Origin of the sequence: Kineococcus sp. R86509 (assembly GCF_042466365.1) — a bacterium.
In the GTDB taxonomy this organism is placed as follows: domain Bacteria; phylum Actinomycetota; class Actinomycetes; order Actinomycetales; family Kineococcaceae; genus Kineococcus.
This window is the reverse complement of sequence record NZ_JAXHCE010000001.1, coordinates 1038272-1058539: the sequence shown is the minus strand read 5'-3', so window position 1 is coordinate 1058539 and position 20268 is coordinate 1038272. Positions and strand designations below refer to the sequence as shown.

Below are 20268 nucleotides of genomic sequence, written 5' to 3'. Positions count from 1 at the left end.
TCAGATCAGGGCGTTGAGGCGGCCGAGGAGGGCGGCGAGCTCGGTCATGTCGTCCTCGGGCCAGCCCGCGAGGCGGGAGTGCAGGCGCTGCCGGCGGGCCGAGCGCGCCGCGTGCACCTTCTCCAGGCCTTCGGGGGAGAGGGTCAGCCGCACGGCGCGACCGTCCGTGGGGTCGGCTTCGCGGGTCACCAGCCCGAGGCGTTCGAGGAGCTGGACCTGGCGCGACAGGGTGGGCTTGCCGATCCCGAAGAACGTCGCGAGGTCGGAGGGGCGGGTCTCGCCGACGTCGTCGAGGCGGACGAGCAGGCTGTAGGCCTCGGGTTCGAGGTCGGGGTGCACGCTGCGCGCGGTCTCCCGGTTGATCGCGCGTGAGCGGCGCAACAGCACGGCGAGTTCGCGTTCCAGCGCTTCGGCGGGGCCCGTGACCATCCGAGGAACCTACCGGTCCGCGCGGCCCGGCACGTGCCACGCACCCGACGCGCCGGACCCGGCGGCTTGTCCGGGGGCCCCGGGCCCCGTACTGTCCCCATCGATGCATCGAACCGATGCATCGGAATGGAGAACTTGTGGTCCGCAAACGCGGCGACGTCCTGCTCCTCGCGGTGCTGGCGCTGCTGGCCGACGGCCCGCTGCACGGCTACGAGGTCCGCAAACGTCTCGACCTGCGCCTCGGGGCGTTCCGGGCGCTGTCCTACGGGACGCTCTACCCCGCGTTGCGCGCCCTGCAGGCCGGTGGCTGCATCACCGAGACGACCGAGGAACGCATCCCGGGCACCGTCAGCCCGAAGCGGGCACGCGTCGTCTACGAGATCACCCGCCACGGCAAGGACCGGCTCGGGCAGATGCTCGAGGAGTCCGGTCCCGACGCGTGGGAGGACGACGCGTTCGGCGTCCACTTCGCCCTCTTCACCCGGGTCGCCCCGCGCACGCGGTTGCGCATCCTCGAAGGCCGCCGGGCCCGTCTGCTGGAACGCCTCGAGCAGATGAACCGCTCCATCGACCGCACCCAGGCCCAGCTCGACTCCTACGCCCTCGAGGCGCAGCGGCACGGCCTGGAGACCGTCCGCAGCGAGGTCGACTGGCTCGAACGCCTCATCTCCGCAGAGCACCACCCCGAGAAACCAGAGGAGAACCCCTGATGGCAGGACCCATCCGCGTCGCGATCGTCGGCGTCGGCAACTGCGCCGCCTCGCTCGTCCAGGGCGTGCACTACTACCGCGACGCCGACCCGACGCAGAGCGTCCCCGGTCTCATGCACGTCCAGTTCGGCGACTACCACGTGCGCGACATCGAGTTCGTCGCCGCGTTCGACGTCGACGACAAGAAGGTCGGCACCGACCTCGCCGACGCCATCGGCGCCAGCGAGAACAACACCATCAAGATCTGCGACGTCCCGACCACCGGGGTGACCGTCCAGCGCGGCCCCACCCTCGACGGCCTCGGGAAGTACTACCGCGAGACCATCACCGAGTCCGACGCCGAACCCGTCGACGTCGTCGCCGCGCTGCGCGAGGCGAAGGCCGACGTCCTCGTCTGCTACTTGCCCGTCGGTTCCGAGGACGCGGCGATGTTCTACGCCCAGGCCGCGATCGACGCGCACGTCGCCTTCGTCAACGCACTGCCCGTCTTCATCGCCGGCACCCCGGAGTGGGCGCAGAAGTTCACCGACGCCGGTGTCCCGATCGTCGGCGACGACATCAAGTCCCAGGTCGGTGCGACCATCACCCACCGGGTCCTCGCGAAGCTGCTCGAGGACCGCGGCATCAAGCTGGAACGCACCTACCAGCTGAACGTCGGCGGCAACATGGACTTCAAGAACATGCTGGAACGCGACCGGCTGGAGTCGAAGAAGATCTCCAAGACCCAGGCCGTCACGTCGAACGTGCACGCCGACTTCGGCACCCGCAACGTGCACATCGGCCCCAGCGACTACGTCCAGTGGCTCGACGACCGCAAGTGGGCCTACGTCCGCCTCGAGGGCAAGGCCTTCGGTGACGTCCCGCTGAACCTGGAGTACAAGCTCGAGGTCTGGGACTCCCCGAACTCCGCCGGCGTCATCATCGACGCCGTCCGGGCCGCGAAGATCGGGCTGGACCGGGGGATCGGCGGTCCGCTGCTGTCCCCGTCGGCGTACTTCATGAAGTCCCCGCCGCAGCAGCGCGACGACGAGGCCGGCCGCCACGGCGTCGAGGCGTTCATCGCGGGCACCGTCGACCGCTGACCCCCCACCGATCCGTGATCTTGCCGGGGTTCCCAGCAAGATCACGGGTCGGGTCAGTCGGTGGGGGCGATCTCCGCCTTCGCCGTCAGGGTCTCCGCCCCCTCGACGACCTCCCAGCTGATCGAGGCCGCGCGCGAGGCGGCGAGCAGGTCACCCTCGGCGCGACGAGCGGCCTCCACGAGCGCGGCCGGACCGGACAGGGTGGCCGCGGTGAGCGGGGTCTTCTGCGAGACCTTGGCCTCGCTCTTCACCTTGCGCAGCGCCGAGAGCGCCTGCCCCGCAGCGGAAAGCACTCCGAGCGCACCGTCGTCGGTCGCCCCCAGGTCGTCCAGGACGGGCCAGGCGCTGGTGTGCACCGAGCCGTCCTGCCACCACGACCAGACCTCCTCGGCCGCGTAGGGCAGGAACGGCGCGAACAGGCGCAGCAGCGTCCGCAACGCGATCGCCGCCGTCGCCCGGGCGCTGGCCGCGGCCACCGGACCGCGGGAACCGTAGGCGCGGTCCTTGACCAGCTCCACCCAGTCGTCGCAGAAGTTCCAGAAGAACTTCTCGGTCACGTCCAGCGCACTCGCGTGGTCGTAGCGCTCGAACGCCTCGGTGGCCTGGCGCACCACGACGGACAACCCCGCGAGCACGCTCGCGTCGATCGGTTCGCTCACCGCGGCGGGCTCCGCCGCCGTGCCGCGCTCGACCCCGAGCCCGAGGACGAACTTCGAGGCGTTCAGCAGCTTCATCGCCAACCGGCGCCCGATCTTCATCTGGCCGGTGTCGAACGTCGCGTCGGTGCCCAGCCGGGAGGACGCGGCCCAGTAGCGCACGGCGTCGGAGCCGAACTCCTCCAGCAGCGCCAACGGGGTGACGACGTTGCCCTTGGACTTCGACATCTTCTTGCGGTCGGGGTCGAGGATCCAGCCCGAGAGCGCCGTCCGCGCCCAGGGCAGACCGCCGAACTCCAGGTGCGAACGCACCACGGTGGAGAACAGCCAGGTGCGGATGATGTCCTGGCCCTGCGGGCGCAGGTCCATCGGGTAGACCCGGGAGAAGAGGTCCTCGTCCCGTTCCCAGCCGCCGGCCAGCAGCGGGGTCAGCGACGACGTCGCCCAGGTGTCCATCACGTCGGGGTCGGCGGCGAAACCACCCGGCACCCCGCGCTGGTCCTCGGTGAAACCGGGAGCGGCCTCCGCCGCCGGGTCCACCGGCAGCGCCGACTCCTCGGGGACGATCGGGGAGTCGTAGACGGGTTCACCGTCGGCGTCGAGGCGGTACCAGACCGGGAACGGCACCCCGAAGAAGCGCTGACGCGAGATCAGCCAGTCCCCGTTGAGCCCCGTGACCCAGTGGTCGTAGCGGTGCTTCATGTGCTCGGGGTGCCAGGCCAGCTCCCCACCGCGGGCGAGCAGCGCCGAGCGCAGGTCGGTGTCGCGGCCCCCGTTGCGCAGGTACCACTGACGGGTCGAGACGATCTCGAGCGGGCGGTCGCCCTTCTCGTAGTACTTCACCGGGTGCGTGATCTTCTTCGGCTCCCCGACCATGTCGCCGGAGGCCTGCAGGGCCTCGACGACGGCCTTCTGCGCGCTGAACACCGTCGCGCCGGCGATGCTCTCGTAGAACCCGGCGCCGTCGGGGGTGGTCAGCCACGCGGGGGTCTCGCGCAGCAGGCGCCCGTCGCGCCCGATGACGGCGCGGTTGGGCAGCTGCAGCTCGCGCCACCAGGTGATGTCGGTCGTGTCGCCGAAGGTGCAGATCATCGCGATCCCGGACCCCTTCTCGGGGTCGGCCAGCCGGTGCGCCACGACGGGGACCTCCACGCCGAACAGCGGCGTCGTCACGGTCTTCCCGAACAGCGGCTGGTAGCGCTCGTCGTCGGGGTGGGCGACGAGGGCCACGCAGGCCGGCAGCAGCACCGGGCGGGTGGTCTCGATGTGGACGGTCTCGCCGCCGTCGGTGGGGGTGAACCCGATCCGGTGGTAGGCGCCCTCGGTGTCCTTGTCCTCCAGCTCGGCCTGCGCGACGGCCGTGCGGAACGTCGTGTCCCACAGCGTCGGTGCCTGCTGGGAGTAGGCCTCGCCGCGCGCGAGGTTGCGCAGGAAGGCGCGCTGGGCCGTGGCCCGCGAGGTCGCCGAGATCGTGGAGTAGGTGTGCGACCAGTCCACCGAGAGGCCCAGACGGCGCCAGAGCGACTCGAAGACCTGCTCGTCCTCGGCCGTCAGCCGGTCGCAGAGCTCGACGAAGTTGCGCCGCGAGATCTGGACGAAGTCGCGGTCGTTCTTCGGGGCCTTCTCCGGCGGCACGAACGAGGCGTCGTAGGGCAGCGTCGGGTCGCAGCGCACGCCGTAGTAGTTCTGCACCCGGCGTTCGGTCGGCAGGCCGTTGTCGTCCCAGCCCATCGGGTAGAAGACGGACTTGCCACGCATGCGCTGGAAGCGCGCGACGACGTCGGTGTGGGTGTAGCTGAAGACGTGCCCGACGTGCAGCGAACCGGACACCGTCGGCGGCGGGGTGTCGATGGAGTAGACGTCGGAGCGCTGGGAGGTGCGGTCGAAGGCGTAGGTGCCCTCCTCCTGCCACGTCGGGGCCCAGCGCTCCTCCAGCCCGTCCACCGTGGGACGGTCGGGTACCTCGACACCGGGCGCGACGTTCGTCTGGAACTGGGGTGCGGGCGCTGCGGGCGTGGCGTCGGACATGACCCCATCATTCCAGCCGCGACCGGGCCCCCGCTCCGGCACCCGATCCGGTGACGGGGACTGAAGCTGCGCCCGGGACGCGCCGATGCTGCGGTATGTCTCCCGCCCGCCGCCTGCTGCCCTGGCAGGCCTACGCCGCCGGTGGTGCGCTCGCCGCCGGCGTGGGTGTCGCGCTGCCGGCGGGACTGCCGAACGACGTCCTGTTCTCGGTGGTCAGCATCTCCGCCGCCGTGGCGACGGCGCTCGGGACGCGCCTGCACCGACCGCAGCGGGCCTCGGCCTGGTGGCTCCTGGCCGGCGGTCTGCTGGCCTGGGCGCTGGGTGACACCTCCTACGCCGTCTGCTACACCTGGCTGGGCTGGGACGCCTTTCCCAGCGTGCCCGACGCCTTCTACCTGCTGGCCTACCCCCTGATCGCCGTCGCGATGCTGCGGATGGCGCGCCAGGCCCGGCCCGGGGCGGACCGCGAGGGCGTCATCGACGCCGCGATCCTCGCCGTCGGCTTCGGGCTGCTGTCCTGGACCTTCCTCGTGCGCCCCGCCCTGGCCGCCCTGCCGCAGGACCTGCCCGCCGGACTCGTCTCGCTGGCCTACCCCGTGGGCGACGTCCTCCTGCTGGCGATGCTGGTGCGCGTCCTGAGCGCGGCCGGGCCCCGCTCGGCCGCGGCCGGCCTGCTGTGCGGGGCCGCGACCCTCATGCTGACGGCCGACACGCTCTGGCAGTACTCCGACGCCTACGCCACCCTGAACGACACCTGGGTCGACCTGGCCTTCACCAGCTCCTACGTGCTGTGGGGGGCGGCCGCCCTGCACCCCTCCATGCGTCGCCTCTCCGACCCCTCACCCAGCAGCCGGCACGAGTTCAGCCCGCTGCGCCTGGCCGTCCTCACCGGCGCCAGCCTCCTCGCCCCCGGCACCCTGGCCCTGCAGCTGGTCCTCGGCCTGCCGACCGAGGGCTGGGCGGTCGTCGTCGGCGCCACCACCCTGTTCCTGCTCGTGGTGGCCCGGATGTCGACCCTGCTGCGCCGGCTGCGCGAGCAGACCGACCTGCTGGGCGACCTCGCGCGCACCGACCCCCTCACCGGCCTGCTCAACCGTCGCAGCGCCGACGCCGAGCTGCAGCGGGCGCAGGAGCGGGCCCGGGGCGAGGGGGTCCCCCTCGTCGTCGCCCTGCTCGACCTCGACCACTTCAAGGCCTTCAACGACACCTACGGCCACCCCGCCGGTGACGCCCTCCTCGTGGGCGCGGCGACCGCCTGGACCACCGCGCTGACCGGGACGGGGGCGCAGCTCGCGCGGTGGGGCGGTGAGGAGTTCCTCCTCGTCATCACCGGGTGGGAGCCCGCGCGCGTCGAGCTGCTGCTGGACGAGCTGCGCGCGGTGGTGCCCGCGGGGCAGGCGTTCTCGGCGGGCCTGGCCGGCTGGGACGGGCGCGAGGAGACCGGCGTCCTCGTCGGCCGGGCTGACGAGGCCCTCTACGCTGCCAAGCACGCCGGGCGCGCCTGCAGCCGCACCGCCGTCGCACACCGCCCCGAGCCGCAACCGGGGGAGTACTCGCGCCCCAGCGCCTGAGGTGTGTGAAACTCGCAGGAACACGCGGCCGACGACGTCTGCAGGAGTTCCGATGAGCACCACGTTCAGCACCACCCTGGCCGAGCACGCCCGCAACCGGCCCGACGGCATCGCCGTCCGGCTCGACGAGCACACCCTCACGTGGCGCGGGTTCGACGACGCCACCGCCCGGGTCGCGACCCTGCTGCGCACCGAGGGCGTCCGGCCCGGCGACCGCGTCGCCCTGATCCTGCCCAACGTGCCCCAGTTCCCCGTGCTCTACCACGGCATCCTCCGCGCCGGCGCGGTCGTCGTCCCGATGAACCCGCTGCTGCGCGGCCGCGAGGTGAACCACCACTTCGCCGACTCCGGCGCCGTCCTCGCCTTCGTCTGGCACGCCGTCGCGGACGCCTCCCACGCCGGCGCCGTCGGCACCCCGACCCGGGTGGTCGTCGTCGAACCGGAGGCCACCGCCGCCCTGCTCGCCGGCGTTGACCCCGACCCCGCGGCGCACGCACCGGACCCCGACGACACCGCCGTGATCCTCTACACCTCCGGCACCACCGGCTCGCCCAAGGGTGCGGAGCTGAGCCACCGCAACCTCTTCAGCAATGCCGTCACCTCCCAGGAGAGCCTCATCCGCCTCGGCGGGGACGACGTCATCCTCGGTGCGCTGCCGCTGTTCCACGCCTTCGGCCAGACCTGCGCCATGAACACCGCCCTCATCGCCGGGCGCACCATGACGCTGCTGCCGCGCTTCAGCGCCGCCGCGGCGCTCGCCGTCGTGCAGCGCGACCGGGTGACCCACTTCGCCGGGGTGCCGACGATGTACGTCGCGATGCTCAACGAACCCGACGCCGAGTCCTACGACCTGTCCTCCTGGCGTTCCTGCGTCTCCGGTGGCGCGTCGTTGCCGGTAGAGGTCCTGCGCGGTTTCGAGGCGCGCTTCGGCGTGGAGATCCTGGAGGGCTACGGGCTGAGCGAGACCTCGCCGGTCGCCTCCTTCAACCACCCCGGCGCCGTCCGCAAACCCGGCACGATCGGGGTCCCGGTGCGCGGCTGCGAGATGGACCTGCGCGGCGCCGACGGCTCCGTCGTCACCGAAGGGGTCGGAGAGATCGTCGTCCGCGGGGAGAACGTCATGAAGGGCTACTGGCGCAACGAGACCGCGACGGCGCAGACGTTCGTCGACGGCTGGTTCCGCACCGGGGACCTCGCGACCCGCGACGAGGACGGGTACTACACGATCGTCGACCGGGCCAAGGACATGATCGACCGCGGTGGCTACAACGTGTACCCGCGCGAGGTCGAGGAGGTCCTCTACGAGCACCCCGCGGTCGAGCAGGTCGCCGTCGTCGGTTTCCCGGACCCGCTGGTGGGGGAGGAGATCGGCGCGGCCGTCGTCCTCAAGGAGGGGGTGCACGCGACGCCCGAGGAGTTGCAGCAGCACGTGAAGGACGCGCTCGCGGCGTACAAGTACCCGCGCCGGGTCTGGATCGTGGAGGAGCTGCCCAAGGGCCCCACCGGCAAGATCCTCAAACGCGAGATCCACCCGCCCGTCCGCAGCACCGAGCACGAGGAGCGCCCCGCATGACCAGCCCGACCGGAGTGGACTACTACGAGATCGCCGGCGACCTCACCGACGCCGAGCGCGAGGTCTGGGCGAACGTCCGCGCGTTCGTCGACGAGAAGGTGATCCCGGTCGCGGGCGGGTACTGGGAACGCGCCGAGATGCCGCTGGACCTCCTCAAGGAGTACGCCCAGCTGAACCTCGTGGGCGACGGTCTGCAGGGACCGGGAATCCCGGCGCTGAGCCACACCGCCGCCGGTCTGATCACGATGGAACTGTCCCGGGGCGACGGGAGCTTCGCGACGATGCTCGGCGTCCAGGCCGGTCTCGCGATGCGTTCCATCGCGTTCCTGGGCTCGGAGGAGCAGAAGGAGCGCTGGCTGCCGCCGATGGCGCGCCTGGAGGTCCTCGGGGCGTTCGGGCTCACCGAACCCGACCACGGGTCCGACGCCGTGGCGCTGGCCACGACCGCCCGCCGCGAGGGTGACGAGTACGTCCTCGACGGCGCCAAGCGCTGGATCGGGTTCGGCACGATCTGCGACGTCTGCGTCGTGTGGGCCCGCGGTGAGGACGGCGCCGTCCAGGGTTTCCTCGTCGAACGCGGGACGCCGGGGTTCAGCGCCACCGCCATCCAGGGCAAGGCGTCGTTGCGCGCCATCCACAACGCCGACATCACGCTGACCGGCGTGCGGGTGCCGGCCGCGAACCGGCTGCCCGGCGGGAACTCCTTCCGCGACACCGGCCGCGTCCTGTCCGCGACCCGGGCCGGGATCGCCTGGGGGGCGCTGGGCCACGCGACGGCCGCCTACGAGACGGCGCTCGCCTACTCCCTGGAGCGCAAGCAGTTCGGCCAGCCACTGGCCAGCTTCCAGCTCGTCCAGGACAAGCTGGTGCAGATGCTCGCCGAGGTCACCGCGATGCAGCTGTTCTGCCTGCGCGTCGGCAAGCTCGCCGACTCCGGCCGGCTCACCGACACCCAGGCCTCGCTGGCCAAGGTCAACGCCACCCGCAAGGCCCGCTTCGTGACGGCGATGGCCCGTGACCTGCTGGGCGGCAACGGGATCCTGCTGGAGCACCGCGTCGCCCGGCACATGGCCGACGTCGAGGCGCTGCACACCTACGAGGGGACGGAGTCGATCCAGACCCTCATCGTCGGCCGCCACCTCACGGGCATCTCCAGCTTCACCTGAGGAGCCTCAGACCTTGAACCGCCCGACGAGCTCGCGCATCTTCTCGGCCGTCCCGGCGACCTGACGCGCACAGGCGTCGGTCTCGGCGGCGCTGGCGGTGGTGCGTCCGGCGACCTGGGCCACCTCGCCGATCGTGCCGGCGATCGTGTGGGTGGCCGACGCCGCGCGGGCGACGCCCATCGCGAGGTCGCCCGTCACGGCGGACTGCTCCTCGACCGCGGCGGCGACGGTCGCCTGGATCTCGTCGAGGCGGTCGACGACGGTCCCGATGTGCGCGACCGAGGACGAGGCCTGGGAGACGTTGCCCTGCAGGGCGACGATCTTGCGCTCGATGTCCTCGGTGGCGCGGGCGGTCTGCAGGCTGAGTTCCTTGACCTCCCCGGCGACGACGGCGAACCCCTTGCCGGCGTCCCCGGCGCGGGCGGCCTCGATGGTGGCGTTGAGCGCGAGCAGGTTCGTCTGCGCGGCGATGGAGGTGATGGCCGCGACGATCTCGCTGATCTCCGCGGAGCTCGCGGACAGTTCCGTGATCGCTCCCTCGGTGGAGCGGGCGACGTCGACGGCCTCGGCCGCGATCCGGGCCGCCTCGGAGGTCCCGCGCGCGATCTCGGAGATGCTGGAACCCATCTCCTCCGCCGCCGCGGCGATCCCGGTCACCTCACCGCTGGCGGTCTCGGCCTGCTCGGCGACGATCCCGGAGCGCTGCGCGGTGTCGTGGACGTTCTCCCCGAGGCGCTGGCTCGTCGCGTCGAGCCGGGTCGCGGCGGTGTGCAGCTCACCGGCCTGGGTCGAGACCTCGCGCACGGTGGCGGCGATCGTCTCGGCGAAGCGGTTGAAGGCCCCGCCGAGTTCGCCGAGTTCGTCGCGGCGGGTCTCGTCGACGCGCTTGGTCAGGTCGCCGTCGCCGTCCGCGATGTCGGCCAGGCTGTCGCGCAGGCGGCGGATCGGGCGGCCGATGCCGGTCCCGATGACCCAGGTCACGGCGCCGGCGACGAGGACGGCCAGCAGGCCGAGCAGCAGGGTGGTGGTGCGCAGCGAGCGGCTCGCAGCGAGGGCGGCCGAGCGCGGGGCGCTGACGAGCAGGGTCCAGGTCTGCTCGGCGGTGACGGTCACCGGGGCGACCGCGGTGAGCGCGTCCTCGCCGAGGACGCTGTCGGTCCCGGCCCGGGTCGCGGTGGTCCGCGAGGCGGTCACCTGCGCGGCGAGGGCCTTGGTGTCGCCGGTGGCGGCGCTGCCGAGGAGCTTCGTGTCCGGACTCGTGACGACGGTGCCCTGGTCGGTGAGCAGCGAGGCGTAGCCGCTGCCGTAGGGCTTGATCTCGGCCATCGAGGAGGTGAGGCTGGTCAGCGCGAGGTCGGCGGTGACGACGCCGAGGAACGTGCCGTCGACGACGACCGGCGCGGCGGCGGTGCTCATGAGCACGTTCACGCCGTCGATCTCGTACTCGTACGGTTCGGTGAAGTAGACCTTCCCGGTCTGCTTGGGCGTCCAGAACCAGGCGCTCTTCGCCGGGTCGTCGAGGTCGGTCAGCGGGGTCACGGAGACGTCGTTCCCGCTGCGGAACCAGTAGGGGATGAAGCGCCCTGTGGCGTCGGTGGTCGCGTCGGACCCGGCGAACCGCGCGTCCTGGCCGTCGAAGGCGTTCGCCTCCCAGCCCGTGCCGGCCCCGACGAACTCGGGGTGGGTCAGCAGCGACTGGTGGACGAGTTCGGAGGCCGCCGGCCGGGTGAGGACCTCCTGCTGGTGCAGGGTGGCGAGCGCGCCGGCCAGGTCGGAGACCGTGCGCACCGCCCCGGCCAGCTGTTCCTGAACCTGGGCGGCGCTGGTCTGCGCCAGCTGCGAGGTGTAGTTCGTCGCCTGTTCCTCGCCGAAGGAGCCGCTCTTGGCGGTGACGACGACGATGAGCAGCGTCAGCGTCGTCACGACCATCGCGAGAGTGCTCGCCACCAGGCGGGTACGGATGCTGCGCACGAGGTCGTCTCCAGGGTGGTCGAGGGGCGTCCTCGACCGCATCGGCCCACCCCGGACCGCCCTTGAGGTCGTGGATGGGAGTCGCCGGGTGACGTTCCTCTCAGGTCGCCACTCCCAGGTCCCCATGAGGGGTTGACGCAGAATCCTATTGGATGTTGGATCATCGGACCGGTCGATCGAAGGAGACGAATCCGTCGTGAACGCGTTCCCCGCCCAGCGCACCGCCGTCGTCACCGGGGTCGGTGCCCCGCGCGGCATCGGTCGCGTGGTGGCCCGCCGCCTCGCCCGCGAGGGCTGGAGCCTCGCCCTCGTCGACGTCCGCGCGGACGGAGTCGCCGAGATCGCCGAGGAACTGTCCGCGTCCACCGCGGCGCTCGGTGTCGCCGTGGACATCACCGCCCAGGACGACGTCGTGGCCGCCTTCGCCCGCATCGACGACGCGCTGCCGCCCGTCGTGGGTCTCGTGAACCTCGCCGGGATCGCCTGCCCCACGCCGTTGATGGAGCTGACGGTGGCGGAGTGGAACCTCAGCTACGCGGTGAACGCGACGGGGTCCCTGCTGATGATCCAGTCCGCGGCGAAGCGGATGATGGAGGTCGGGGTCGGGCGGATCGTCAACACCTCCTCGATCACCGCGCTCGACGGGGGCGGGACGTTCTCCAAGACCGCCTACGCGGCCTCGAAGGCCGCCGTCCTCGGGCTGACCAAGGGCGCCGCGCGTGAACTCGGCCCGTTCGGCATCACGGCGAACGCGATCCTGCCCGGTCCCATCGACACCGACATCATGGGCGGGAAGCTCACCGACGAGCGCAAGGCCGACATGTCGGCCGGCATCCCCGTCGGCCGCGTCGGCCAGCCCGACGACATCGCCGCGATGGTCTCATTCCTGCTCGGTGAGGACGCGGGGTACGTGAACGGCGCGGAGTTCCAGGTCGACGGCGGGAAGCTCATCCACTAACCCGCGGGGACGGACTCGCGATCGTCGAGGGCGCGTTCGCGCACCTTCTCGAGGTGCTCGCGCACCGCGAGTTCCACCCCGTCCGGTTCCCGGCGGCCCAGGGCCTCGACGATGGCCGCGTGCTCGGCGATCGCCAACCCGGCGTCCGTGACCCCCACGCCGGGGACCAGGCGCAACCGGAACCGCTGGATCTGTCCGTTCAGCCCCTCGAACGCCTCGGCGAGGAACCGGTTCCCGCCGGCCCGGTTCAGGACGTGGTGGAACTCGTTGTCCGCCGCGTGGTACTCGCGGTACTCCGCGAAACCCGGTCCGGTGGGTGCCGCCGTCATGCGTTCCACGGTGGCCGCCAGCACGGTGAGCAGGGCGTCGTCGACGTGCGCCGCGGCCAGGGCGGCGTTGCGGCACTCCAGCAGCAACCGCGCGTCCATGAGGTCGTTCACCTCGGTCGCGCTCAGCATGTCCGCGACGAAGTACCCGCGCAGGGCCGCGCGGTGGACGAGACCGGTGGACTCGATGCGGACCAACGCCTCCCGCACCGGCGTGGGAGAGACGCCGAGATCACGCGCGAGCCCGTCGATGCTCAACGAGGAACCCGGGGCGGCGTGGCCGTCCATCAACCACGTGAGCAACGAGGTGTGGACGGCGTCGGCGAGCGAGGCCCGGGACGGGGCGGTGGGGAGGGTGGGGGCGTCGCGTACCACTGCCACCACCCTCCCGGACCGAGAACTCTCGGCCGACAGGCTATCCCGCCGGGTGGAACCGCCGTCCGGTGACGCGCTCGGAGGCCCCGACGCGGTCGAGGTACGGGGTGATCCCGCCGGTGAACAACGGGTGCCCGGTGCCCAGGACGAGGCAGACGTCGACGTCCTGCGGGCCCGCGACCACCCCCTCGTCCAGCACCCGGCGGATCTCGTCGGCGAGCGCGTCCTGCACGTTGCGCAGGACCTGCTCACCGGTGAGCGGTTCGGTGGCCACCGAGAACAACCCCTCCGCGGCCCCGGTCTCGGCGACCGGGCCCTTCGGCGTGACGAGTTCCGGTGAACCGGCCTCGACCCAGCGCCGCAGGTTGTCCGAGACGCGGTAGCGGTCGGGGAAGGCCGCGGCGAGCGTCTCGTGCACGTGCAGCATGACCGCCGGTCCCACGAACGACGCCAACCGGAACGGCGACATCGGCAGCCCGAGGGGGTCGAGGCTGCGTTCCACCTCGAGCAGCGGGGTTCCCGCGTCGAGGGCCCGGACGACCTCGTCGAACATACGCGTCGAGATGCGGTTCACCACGAACGCGGGCGCGTCCTGGACCAGGACGCACGTCTTCTTCAGCCGCTTCCCGACGGCGAACGCCGTGGCCAGGGCGGCCTCGTCGGTCGTCCCGGTGCGCACGACCTCGACGAGCGGGAGCACCGCGACGGGGTTGAAGAAGTGGAACCCGACGAACCTCTCGGGGTTCTTCAGGACCGAGGCCATCTCCGTCACCGACAGCGAACTGGTGTTGGTCGCCAGCACGGCGTCCTCACGCAGCAGGGGTTCGATCTCGCGCAGGACGTCCTGCTTGACGGAGAGTTCCTCGAACACCGCCTCGATGACGAAGTCCGCGTCGGAGAGCGCGCCCTTGTCGACCGAACCGGACACCGACGCCGTCAGACGGTTCGCGGTGTCCTGGGTGATGCGGCCCTTGCCGAGGAGTTCCTGCACCCCGGTGCGGACGAACTCGACGCCCTTCTCGACCCGTTCGGCCGAGACGTCGGTGAGCACGACCGGGACCTGCAACCGGTGCAGGAACAGCAGCGCGAGCTGGGAGGCCATCAAACCCGCCCCGACGACGCCGACGCTCGTGACCTTCCGTGCCGCCTCGGCGGGTGGTGCACCGGCGGGCTTCTTCGCGTAGCGCTGCACGAGGTCGAACGCGTACAACCCGGCCCGCAGTTCACCGGAGACGATGAGGTCGCCCAGGGCGGCCTCCTCGGCGGCGAAGTGCGTCGCCCGGTCGTTCGTGCGGGAGGCCTCGAGCAGTTCCAGGGTGCGGTAGGGCGCGGGTGCGGCACCGTGGACGCGGGTGTCGGCGACGGCCCGGCCGCGGGCGATCGCGGCGTCCCAGGTCGGCGCGTCGGCGAGTTCGCGGCGCGCCACGGTGGTCGTGCCCGCGAGCACGGACGCCGTCCAGCGCAACGACTCCACGAGGAAGTCGGCGGGTTCGAACCCGGCGTCGACGATCCCCGCCTCGAGCGCCTGCGGACCCGAGAGCGTGCGGTTGTTGGCCAGCGCGTTCTCGATCGCGACCTTCACCGCGACGTCCGGGCCGGCGATCCGGGGGAGCAGGTACGTCCCGCCCCAGCCGGGGACCAGACCGAGATGGGCCTCCGGCAACCCCAGGCCGCGGACCGAGCTCGACACCGTGCGGTAGGTGCAGTGCAGGGCCGTCTCGAGGCCGCCGCCGAGAGCGAGCCCGTTGACGTAGGCGAACGTGGGGACCGGCGCGTCGGCGAAGCGGCCCAGCGCCCGGTGGCCCGCTTCCGCCGTCGCGACAGCCTCCTCGCGGGAGGTGGTGTGCGCGACGGACTTCAGGTCGGCGCCGGCGCAGAACACCCCGTTGACCCCGGTGACGCCGATGGCGACGACACCCTCGTCGTGGGCCAGTCGTTCGGCCTCGTCGATCGCCTGCTCGAGGGCGGGCAGGGTGTCGGAACCGAGGACGAAGGGCCGCCGCGGGTCGCCGGAGTCCAGGGTCAGCAGGGCCATCCTCCCGGGACCGGCGACACCGGAGGAGGCGGGCAGGTCGAGGGTGCGGACGAAGACGGGCATCAGTTCGCTCCTCCGTCGAAGCCCTGCCAGGACGGGTTCTCCCAGACGACCGAACCGCCCTGACCCAGGCCCACGCACATGGCGGTGAGGCCGTAGCGGACCTCGGGGTGCTCGGAGAACTGCCGGGCGAGCTGGGTCATGAGCCGCACCCCGGACGCCGCGAGGGGGTGCCCGATGGCGATGGCCCCGCCGTAGGGGTTCACCCGTTCGTCGTCGTCGGCGATGCCGAAGTGGTCGAGGAAGCTGAGGACCTGCACGGCGAACGCCTCGTTGAGCTCGAACAGGCCGATGTCGTCGATGGTCAACCCGGTGCGCGCCAGGACCTTCTCGGTGGAGGGGATCGGGCCGAGGCCCATGACCTCGGGTTCCACGCCGGCGAACCCGAAACCGACGAGCCGCATCTTCGGCGTCAGGCCCAGTTCCCCGGCCACCTCCTCCGCCGCGATGAGGGACGCCGTCGCCCCGTCGGTGAGGGGGGAGGCGTTGCCGGCGGTGACCCGCCCGTGCGGCCGGAACGGGGTGCGCAGGTTCGCGAGCGCCTCCACGGTCGTCCCGGGGCGGGCCAGTTCGTCCTCGGTCGCGAGCCCCCAGCCGCGCTCGGAGCTGGCGGAGGCGACCGGGACGAGGTCGGCGCCGACCTGGCCGTTGGCGACGGCCTTGGCGAACTTTGCCTGGGAGTTCACCGCGAACTCGTCCGCCCGCTGCTTGGTGAGCTGCGGGAACCGGTCGTGCAGGGCCTCCGCGGTCTTGCCCATGTCCAGGGCGTCGGGGGAGACGATGCGTTCCACCAGGAACCGCGGGTTGGGGTCCATGCCCTGCCCGAGCGGGTGGTGGCCCATGTGCTCGACGCCGCCCGCGAGCGCCACGTCGAGGGCGCCGATCGCGATGGAGGCGGCGGTCGTCGTCACGGCCGTCATCGCGCCGGCGCACCAGCGGTCGATGGCGTAGCCGGGGGTGGTGACGGGCAGCCCCGCCAGCAGGGCCGCACTGCGGCCCAGGACGAGGCCCTGGTCGCCGGACTGGGTGGCGGCCGCGATCGCGACCTCCTCGACCCGTTCTGGGGGTAGGGACGGGTTGCGCCGCAGGAGTTCGCGCAGGCAGGCGACGACCAGGTCGTCGGCGCGGGTCTGGGCGTGCAGGCCGTCGGGACGGGCCTTGCCGAACGGGGTGCGGACGCCGTCGGCGAAGACGACGCTCCGACCCGGGGCGGGCGTGTGGACCACAGGACCTCCTCGTCACTGGTGCTGGCGGGCACCACCGTACGCGGCGTCCGGTTTATCCGGTACCGGGAGTCCCGCTTAACGCCCGGGAGGCGGACAGCGCGGCCTGCAACGCGTCCTCGCTCAGCGCGGTCCCGGGCAACGGCGTGGGGTGGCGACGGGCGGTGCAGAGGCCGTCGAGCGCGATGGCGAGCTGGCGGCGCCAGGCCTCGCCGGCGTCCAGCACGTGCACGGACTTCAGGAGCACCACCAGGTCGCTCGTCTCCACGTCGGGCCGCAACCGACCGGCGCAGCGGGCGCGCCGGACCAGCTCCTGCAACCGGGGCCCGAGCTCGGCGCGGGCCAGGGCGAGTCCGCTGCGACCGTGCTCCGCGCAGAGGACGGCGTCGCGCAGCCCGCGGTCGGCGGCCATCCGCTCGCACGCGCCGGTGAGGAAGCGCACGACGGCGTCCCAGGGGTCGACCTCCGCGGCCGCGCTGTCCGCGAGGTCGACGAGCTCGCGGATGCGTTCCTCGAAGAGCGCCTCGACCAGGGCGCCCTTGTCCGGGAAGCGGCGGTAGACCGTCCCCACCCCGAGGCCGGCGTGGCGCGCGACGTCGTCGAGGCTGGCGACCAGGCCACGGGTGGCGAACACCGCCCGGGCGGCGTCGAGCACCCGTCGGCGGTTCAGCTCGGCGTCGCGCCGCAGCGGGCGGTCCGCCGGGGCGGGGGTGGTGGTGCTCACGACCTGCCCATCGGCACGTCCGCGGACGAAGTGGAGGACGGGCCTCAACTTCGCGCGCGGCGCGGCCGAAGCAGAACGGGAGACCAGCAGACCCCCGTCACGGAAGAGAGCTCGTGAGCACCGAGGCCACCCCGGCAGACCCGCCCCGCGACCCGGTGCGTGAGACCGCGAGCGCGGTGCCGCCGCGTCCGCGCACCTCGCCCGAGAACGACGTCCCGGCACCCCCGGCCGACCGTTCGCGCTGGCTCGTCCTCGCGGTCCTGTCGCTGGCCCAGCTCATGGTGGTCCTCGACTCCACGATCGTGAACATCGCCCTGCCCACCGCGCAGGCCTCGCTCGGGTTCTCCGACGACGACCGCCAGTGGGTCGTGACCTCCTACGCCCTCGCCTTCGGCGGTCTGCTGCTGCTCGGCGGCCGCCTCTCCGACGTCGTCGGACGCAAGCCGATGTTCCTCACCGGTCTGGTGGGTTTCGCCCTCGCCTCCGCCCTCGGCGGTCTCGCGCAGGGCTTCGGGATGCTCATCGTGGCCCGCGCCCTGCAGGGTGCCTTCGGCGCGATGCTCGCCCCGGCCGCGTTGTCGCTGCTCATGACGACCTTCACCGCACCGGGTGAGCGGACCAAGGCGTTCGGCATCTTCGGGGCGGTCGCGGGCGCCGGCGGCGGCATCGGGCTGCTCCTGGGCGGGCTGCTCACCGAGCACCTGTCCTGGCGCTGGTGCCTCTACATCAACGACGTCCTCGCCGTGGTGGCCGTCGTCGCCGCGTCCCTGCTGCTCAAGCACCGGCGGTCGGCGAACCCCGCCCCGCTGGACTGGTTCGGCACCGTGACCGCCGTCCTCGGTCTCGTCGGGATCGTCTACGGCCTCGGCAACGCCGAGACCCACGGCTGGACCTCCCCGAGCACGTGGGGGTTCCTCGTCGCCGGGATCGTCCTGCTCGTGGTGTTCTGCTGGTGGCAGACCCGCGCGGCGCACCCGTTGCTGCCGCTGCGCGTGGTCCTCGACCGCAACCGCGGTGGGTCGTTGCTGGCGATGGCCGTCGTGGGGGCGGGCATGTTCGGGGTCTTCCTCTTCCTCACCTACTACCTGGCCAAGCAGCTCGGGTACACCCCGGTGCAGACCGGGCTGGCGTTCCTGCCGATGATCGGTGCCGTCTCGGTGACCGCACCGTTCGTGGGGGCCCGGCTGCTGCCGCGCGTGGGTCCCAAGCCCCTCGTCCCCACCGGCCTCGTCCTCGCCGCGCTCGGCATGGCCCTCCTGACCCGCATCGACGTCGACTCCCACTACGCCTCGGTCGTCCTGCCCGGGTTGATCGTCGAGGGCGTCGGCCTGGGCTTCATCTTCTCCGCGGCGATGGCCACGGCCACCCTGGGCGTCCAGCCCGCCGACGCCGGCGTCGCGGGCGCGATGGCCAACACCGTCCAGCAGATCGGCGGGTCCATCGGCACCGCGCTGCTCTCCGCGCTCGCCGGCAGCACCGTGACGGGCTACCTCGCCGACCACGTCGACGGCGAGCCGTCCCCGGCCGACCTCGCCCAGGCGACGTTGTCGAGCTACCACGTCGCGTTCTGGGTCTGCTCGGGGATCTTCGTGGTCGGTGCCCTCGCCACCGGTCTGCTGCTGCGTCGCGGGGCGCCGCAGTTCGACCCCGACGCGGGTCCGGTCATCGCCCACTGACCACGCGTGTGACGCTGGGGCGGGCGTGGAGTTGACTGGGCCTGCACGAATGGGGAGCACGGGGAGCACGGGTGAGGGAGAACGCATGAGCACCGAACAGGACGTCGACGCTCCGGGCTCGACGCCGCCACCGCAGCCGTCCGCGGGCGGCCGGCTCTTCGCGGCCGTGCGCGAGGTCGTCCTCGTCGTGGCGGTGGCCCTCGTCGTCTCCCTCGTCGTGAAGACGTTCCTCCTCCAGGCCTTCTTCATCCCCTCGGAGTCGATGGAGCAGACCCTCGACGTCGGCGACCGGGTCATCGTCAGCAAGCTGACGCCGGGCCCCTTCGACCTCGCCCGCGGCGACGTCGTCGTCTTCCAGGACCCGGGGGGCTGGCTGCCCCCGGGCAGCACGGTCCAGCGCGGTGCGGTGGCGACGGCCGTCTCCGACGTCCTGACCTTCGTCGGTCTGCTCCCCGAGGACTCCGACGACCACCTCATCAAGCGCGTCATCGGCCTCCCCGGCGACCACGTCGTCGGCACCGACGACGGCAGCGAGATCACCGTGAACGGCACGCCCGTCGACGAGTCGTCCTACCTCGCCACCGGCGCCGAACCCACCGAGGTCGACTTCGACGTGACCGTCCCCGCCGGGGAGCTCTGGGTCATGGGCGACAACCGGCAGAACTCCCGCGACTCCCGCTACAACGCCGGGTCCACCGACGGCGGTTTCGTCCCGATCGACCTCGTCGTGGGTCGCGCCTACAGCGTCGTCTGGCCGGTCTCGCACTGGTCGTGGCTGGGCACCCCCTCGGCCTTCGCCGACGTCAAGGACCGGTAGCCGCGCTCACGTCAGGACGGCGACCGCCTCCACCTCCACCAGCTGGTCCGGGTAGCCGAGCACGCTGACGCCGAGCAGCGTGCTCGGAGCGTCGTGGTCGCCGAACGCCGTCCGCACCACGTCCCAGACCGCGCCGAGGTCATCACGGTCCGCGGACGCGACGTAGACGGTGGTCTTCACCACGTCGGAGAGCTCCGCTCCCGCGGCCGCCAGTGCGGTGATCAGGTTCGCGACGACCTGACGGGTCTGCCCGACGACGTCTCCGACGGACACCGTGGCCCCGTCTGCGTCCAGCGGACACGCGCTTCCCGCTCGACTGGAGTGTTTCGCGTCCTTGAGGGCCCTTCGCGACGCGGTGCGCTCCAGTCCGTGGAGTGGAACGTTCGACGTGTTCAGAGGCACCTGTGAGCCGCCGGACGTTCCACTCGCGGCGCGCGGAGGACGTGCCAGCATGCCGTCGTGCTCGAAGAACTCAGACGTCAGCTGGCCGAGGTCGGCCCGGCCACCTTCACCGCCCGCGACTACCGTCGCGCGACCGTGCGTCACGTGGTCCTGTTCCGCTACCGCGACGACGTGACCGAGGAGCAGCAGCAGGAGGTCCTGCGCCGGTTCCGGGCGCTCGCGGACTCCGAGCGCGACGGTGAGCGCTACGTCGTCTCGATCGAGGCGGGGGAGCAGGCCAGCGGTGAGGGAGCGGCACCGTTCCGCCACGGCATCGTCGTGACGTTCGCCTCGGAGGGCGACCGCAACTACTACGTGGGCACCCCCGTCCTGGACGATCCCGCGCACCTCGACCCCGCGCACGCGCGGTTCAAGGAGTTCGTCGGGCCCCTGCTGCACCCCACCGACGGGGTGCTGGTCTTCGACGTCGTCGCCTGAGCCGAGCCC

At 72.1% G+C, this 20268-nt stretch carries 17 protein-coding genes; 9 read left to right on the top strand and 8 right to left on the bottom strand.

Annotated elements, in window-relative coordinates:
• Nucleotides 1-429, bottom strand: coding sequence for a MarR family winged helix-turn-helix transcriptional regulator (locus tag SJY07_RS04990; protein ID WP_380157414.1), 429 nt, complete (start codon nt 427-429; stop codon nt 1-3).
• 137 nt (nt 430-566) lie between these two features.
• Here SJY07_RS04990 and SJY07_RS04985 point away from each other — a divergent pair, with 137 nt between their 5' ends.
• A complete protein-coding gene (locus SJY07_RS04985; protein WP_380157412.1) occupies nt 567-1139 on the top strand; it encodes a PadR family transcriptional regulator in 573 nt (190 codons plus the stop codon).
• Nucleotides 1136-2221: an inositol-3-phosphate synthase gene (locus SJY07_RS04980; protein ID WP_380162176.1), complete on the top strand. Its 1086-nt coding sequence runs from the start codon at nt 1136-1138 to the stop codon at nt 2219-2221. Before SJY07_RS04985 ends, SJY07_RS04980 begins: the two co-directional genes overlap by 4 nt.
• Before the next feature lie 53 nt (nt 2222-2274).
• On the opposite strand, the gene valS is transcribed toward SJY07_RS04980, so the two are convergent.
• The gene (gene valS / locus SJY07_RS04975; protein WP_380157410.1) at nt 2275-4905 is read right to left on the bottom strand and encodes a valine--tRNA ligase; all 2631 of its coding nucleotides are present in this window, start codon (nt 4903-4905) and stop codon (nt 2275-2277) included.
• A 95-nt stretch (nt 4906-5000) separates the two neighbouring features.
• Here valS and SJY07_RS04970 point away from each other — a divergent pair, with 95 nt between their 5' ends.
• From SJY07_RS04970 to SJY07_RS04960, 3 genes are read left to right on the top strand one after another with little or no spacing between them, the layout of a single operon-like run.
• Entirely contained in the window at nt 5001-6476 is a 1476-nt protein-coding gene (locus SJY07_RS04970; RefSeq protein WP_380157408.1) for a GGDEF domain-containing protein, read from the top strand.
• A 52-nt stretch (nt 6477-6528) separates the two neighbouring features.
• Nucleotides 6529-8049 (top strand): long-chain fatty acid--CoA ligase, encoded by a 1521-nt coding sequence (locus tag SJY07_RS04965; protein ID WP_380157407.1) that lies wholly within the window; start codon nt 6529-6531, stop codon nt 8047-8049.
• Nucleotides 8046-9215, top strand: coding sequence for an acyl-CoA dehydrogenase family protein (locus tag SJY07_RS04960; protein ID WP_328295350.1), 1170 nt, complete (start codon nt 8046-8048; stop codon nt 9213-9215). Before SJY07_RS04965 ends, SJY07_RS04960 begins: the two co-directional genes overlap by 4 nt.
• Before the next feature lie 6 nt (nt 9216-9221).
• Here the strand turns inward: SJY07_RS04960 and SJY07_RS04955 are convergent, their stop codons facing one another.
• On the bottom strand, nt 9222-11186 hold the full coding sequence (locus tag SJY07_RS04955; protein WP_380157405.1) for a methyl-accepting chemotaxis protein: 1965 nt from the start codon (nt 11184-11186) through the stop codon (nt 9222-9224).
• Between the two features lie 196 nt (nt 11187-11382).
• Here SJY07_RS04955 and SJY07_RS04950 point away from each other — a divergent pair, with 196 nt between their 5' ends.
• A complete protein-coding gene (locus tag SJY07_RS04950) occupies nt 11383-12144 on the top strand; it encodes an SDR family NAD(P)-dependent oxidoreductase (RefSeq protein WP_380157403.1) in 762 nt (253 codons plus the stop codon).
• On the opposite strand, the gene SJY07_RS04945 is transcribed toward SJY07_RS04950, so the two are convergent.
• From SJY07_RS04945 to SJY07_RS04930, 4 genes are read right to left on the bottom strand one after another with little or no spacing between them, the layout of a single operon-like run.
• On the bottom strand, nt 12141-12851 hold the full coding sequence (locus tag SJY07_RS04945; protein ID WP_380157401.1) for a GntR family transcriptional regulator: 711 nt from the start codon (nt 12849-12851) through the stop codon (nt 12141-12143). The genes SJY07_RS04950 and SJY07_RS04945 overlap by 4 nt on opposite strands.
• Before the next feature lie 34 nt (nt 12852-12885).
• Complete coding sequence (locus SJY07_RS04940) at nt 12886-14943, bottom strand: 3-hydroxyacyl-CoA dehydrogenase NAD-binding domain-containing protein (RefSeq protein ID WP_380157399.1); 2058 nt, start codon at nt 14941-14943, stop codon at nt 12886-12888.
• Nucleotides 14943-16166, bottom strand: coding sequence for a thiolase family protein (locus SJY07_RS04935; RefSeq protein WP_380157397.1), 1224 nt, complete (start codon nt 16164-16166; stop codon nt 14943-14945). Before SJY07_RS04935 ends, SJY07_RS04940 begins: the two co-directional genes overlap by 1 nt.
• Nucleotides 16167-16218: 52 nt before the next feature.
• Complete coding sequence (locus SJY07_RS04930) at nt 16219-16887, bottom strand: TetR/AcrR family transcriptional regulator (RefSeq protein ID WP_380157395.1); 669 nt, start codon at nt 16885-16887, stop codon at nt 16219-16221.
• A 176-nt stretch (nt 16888-17063) separates the two neighbouring features.
• On the opposite strand from SJY07_RS04930, the gene SJY07_RS04925 reads away from it, so the two are divergent.
• Together SJY07_RS04925 and lepB are read left to right on the top strand one after the other, a co-directional pair.
• Nucleotides 17064-18563 (top strand): MFS transporter, encoded by a 1500-nt coding sequence (locus SJY07_RS04925; protein ID WP_380162174.1) that lies wholly within the window; start codon nt 17064-17066, stop codon nt 18561-18563.
• 85 nt (nt 18564-18648) lie between these two features.
• Nucleotides 18649-19380, top strand: coding sequence for a signal peptidase I (gene lepB / locus SJY07_RS04920; RefSeq protein WP_328295358.1), 732 nt, complete (start codon nt 18649-18651; stop codon nt 19378-19380).
• Between the two features lie 6 nt (nt 19381-19386).
• On the opposite strand, the gene SJY07_RS04915 is transcribed toward lepB, so the two are convergent.
• Nucleotides 19387-19833, bottom strand: coding sequence for a RidA family protein (locus SJY07_RS04915; protein ID WP_380157393.1), 447 nt, complete (start codon nt 19831-19833; stop codon nt 19387-19389).
• A gap of 6 nt (nt 19834-19839) precedes the next feature.
• Here SJY07_RS04915 and SJY07_RS04910 point away from each other — a divergent pair, with 6 nt between their 5' ends.
• Nucleotides 19840-20259: a Dabb family protein gene (locus SJY07_RS04910; RefSeq protein WP_380157391.1), complete on the top strand. Its 420-nt coding sequence runs from the start codon at nt 19840-19842 to the stop codon at nt 20257-20259.
• Nucleotides 20260-20268: the final 9 nt, after the last annotated feature.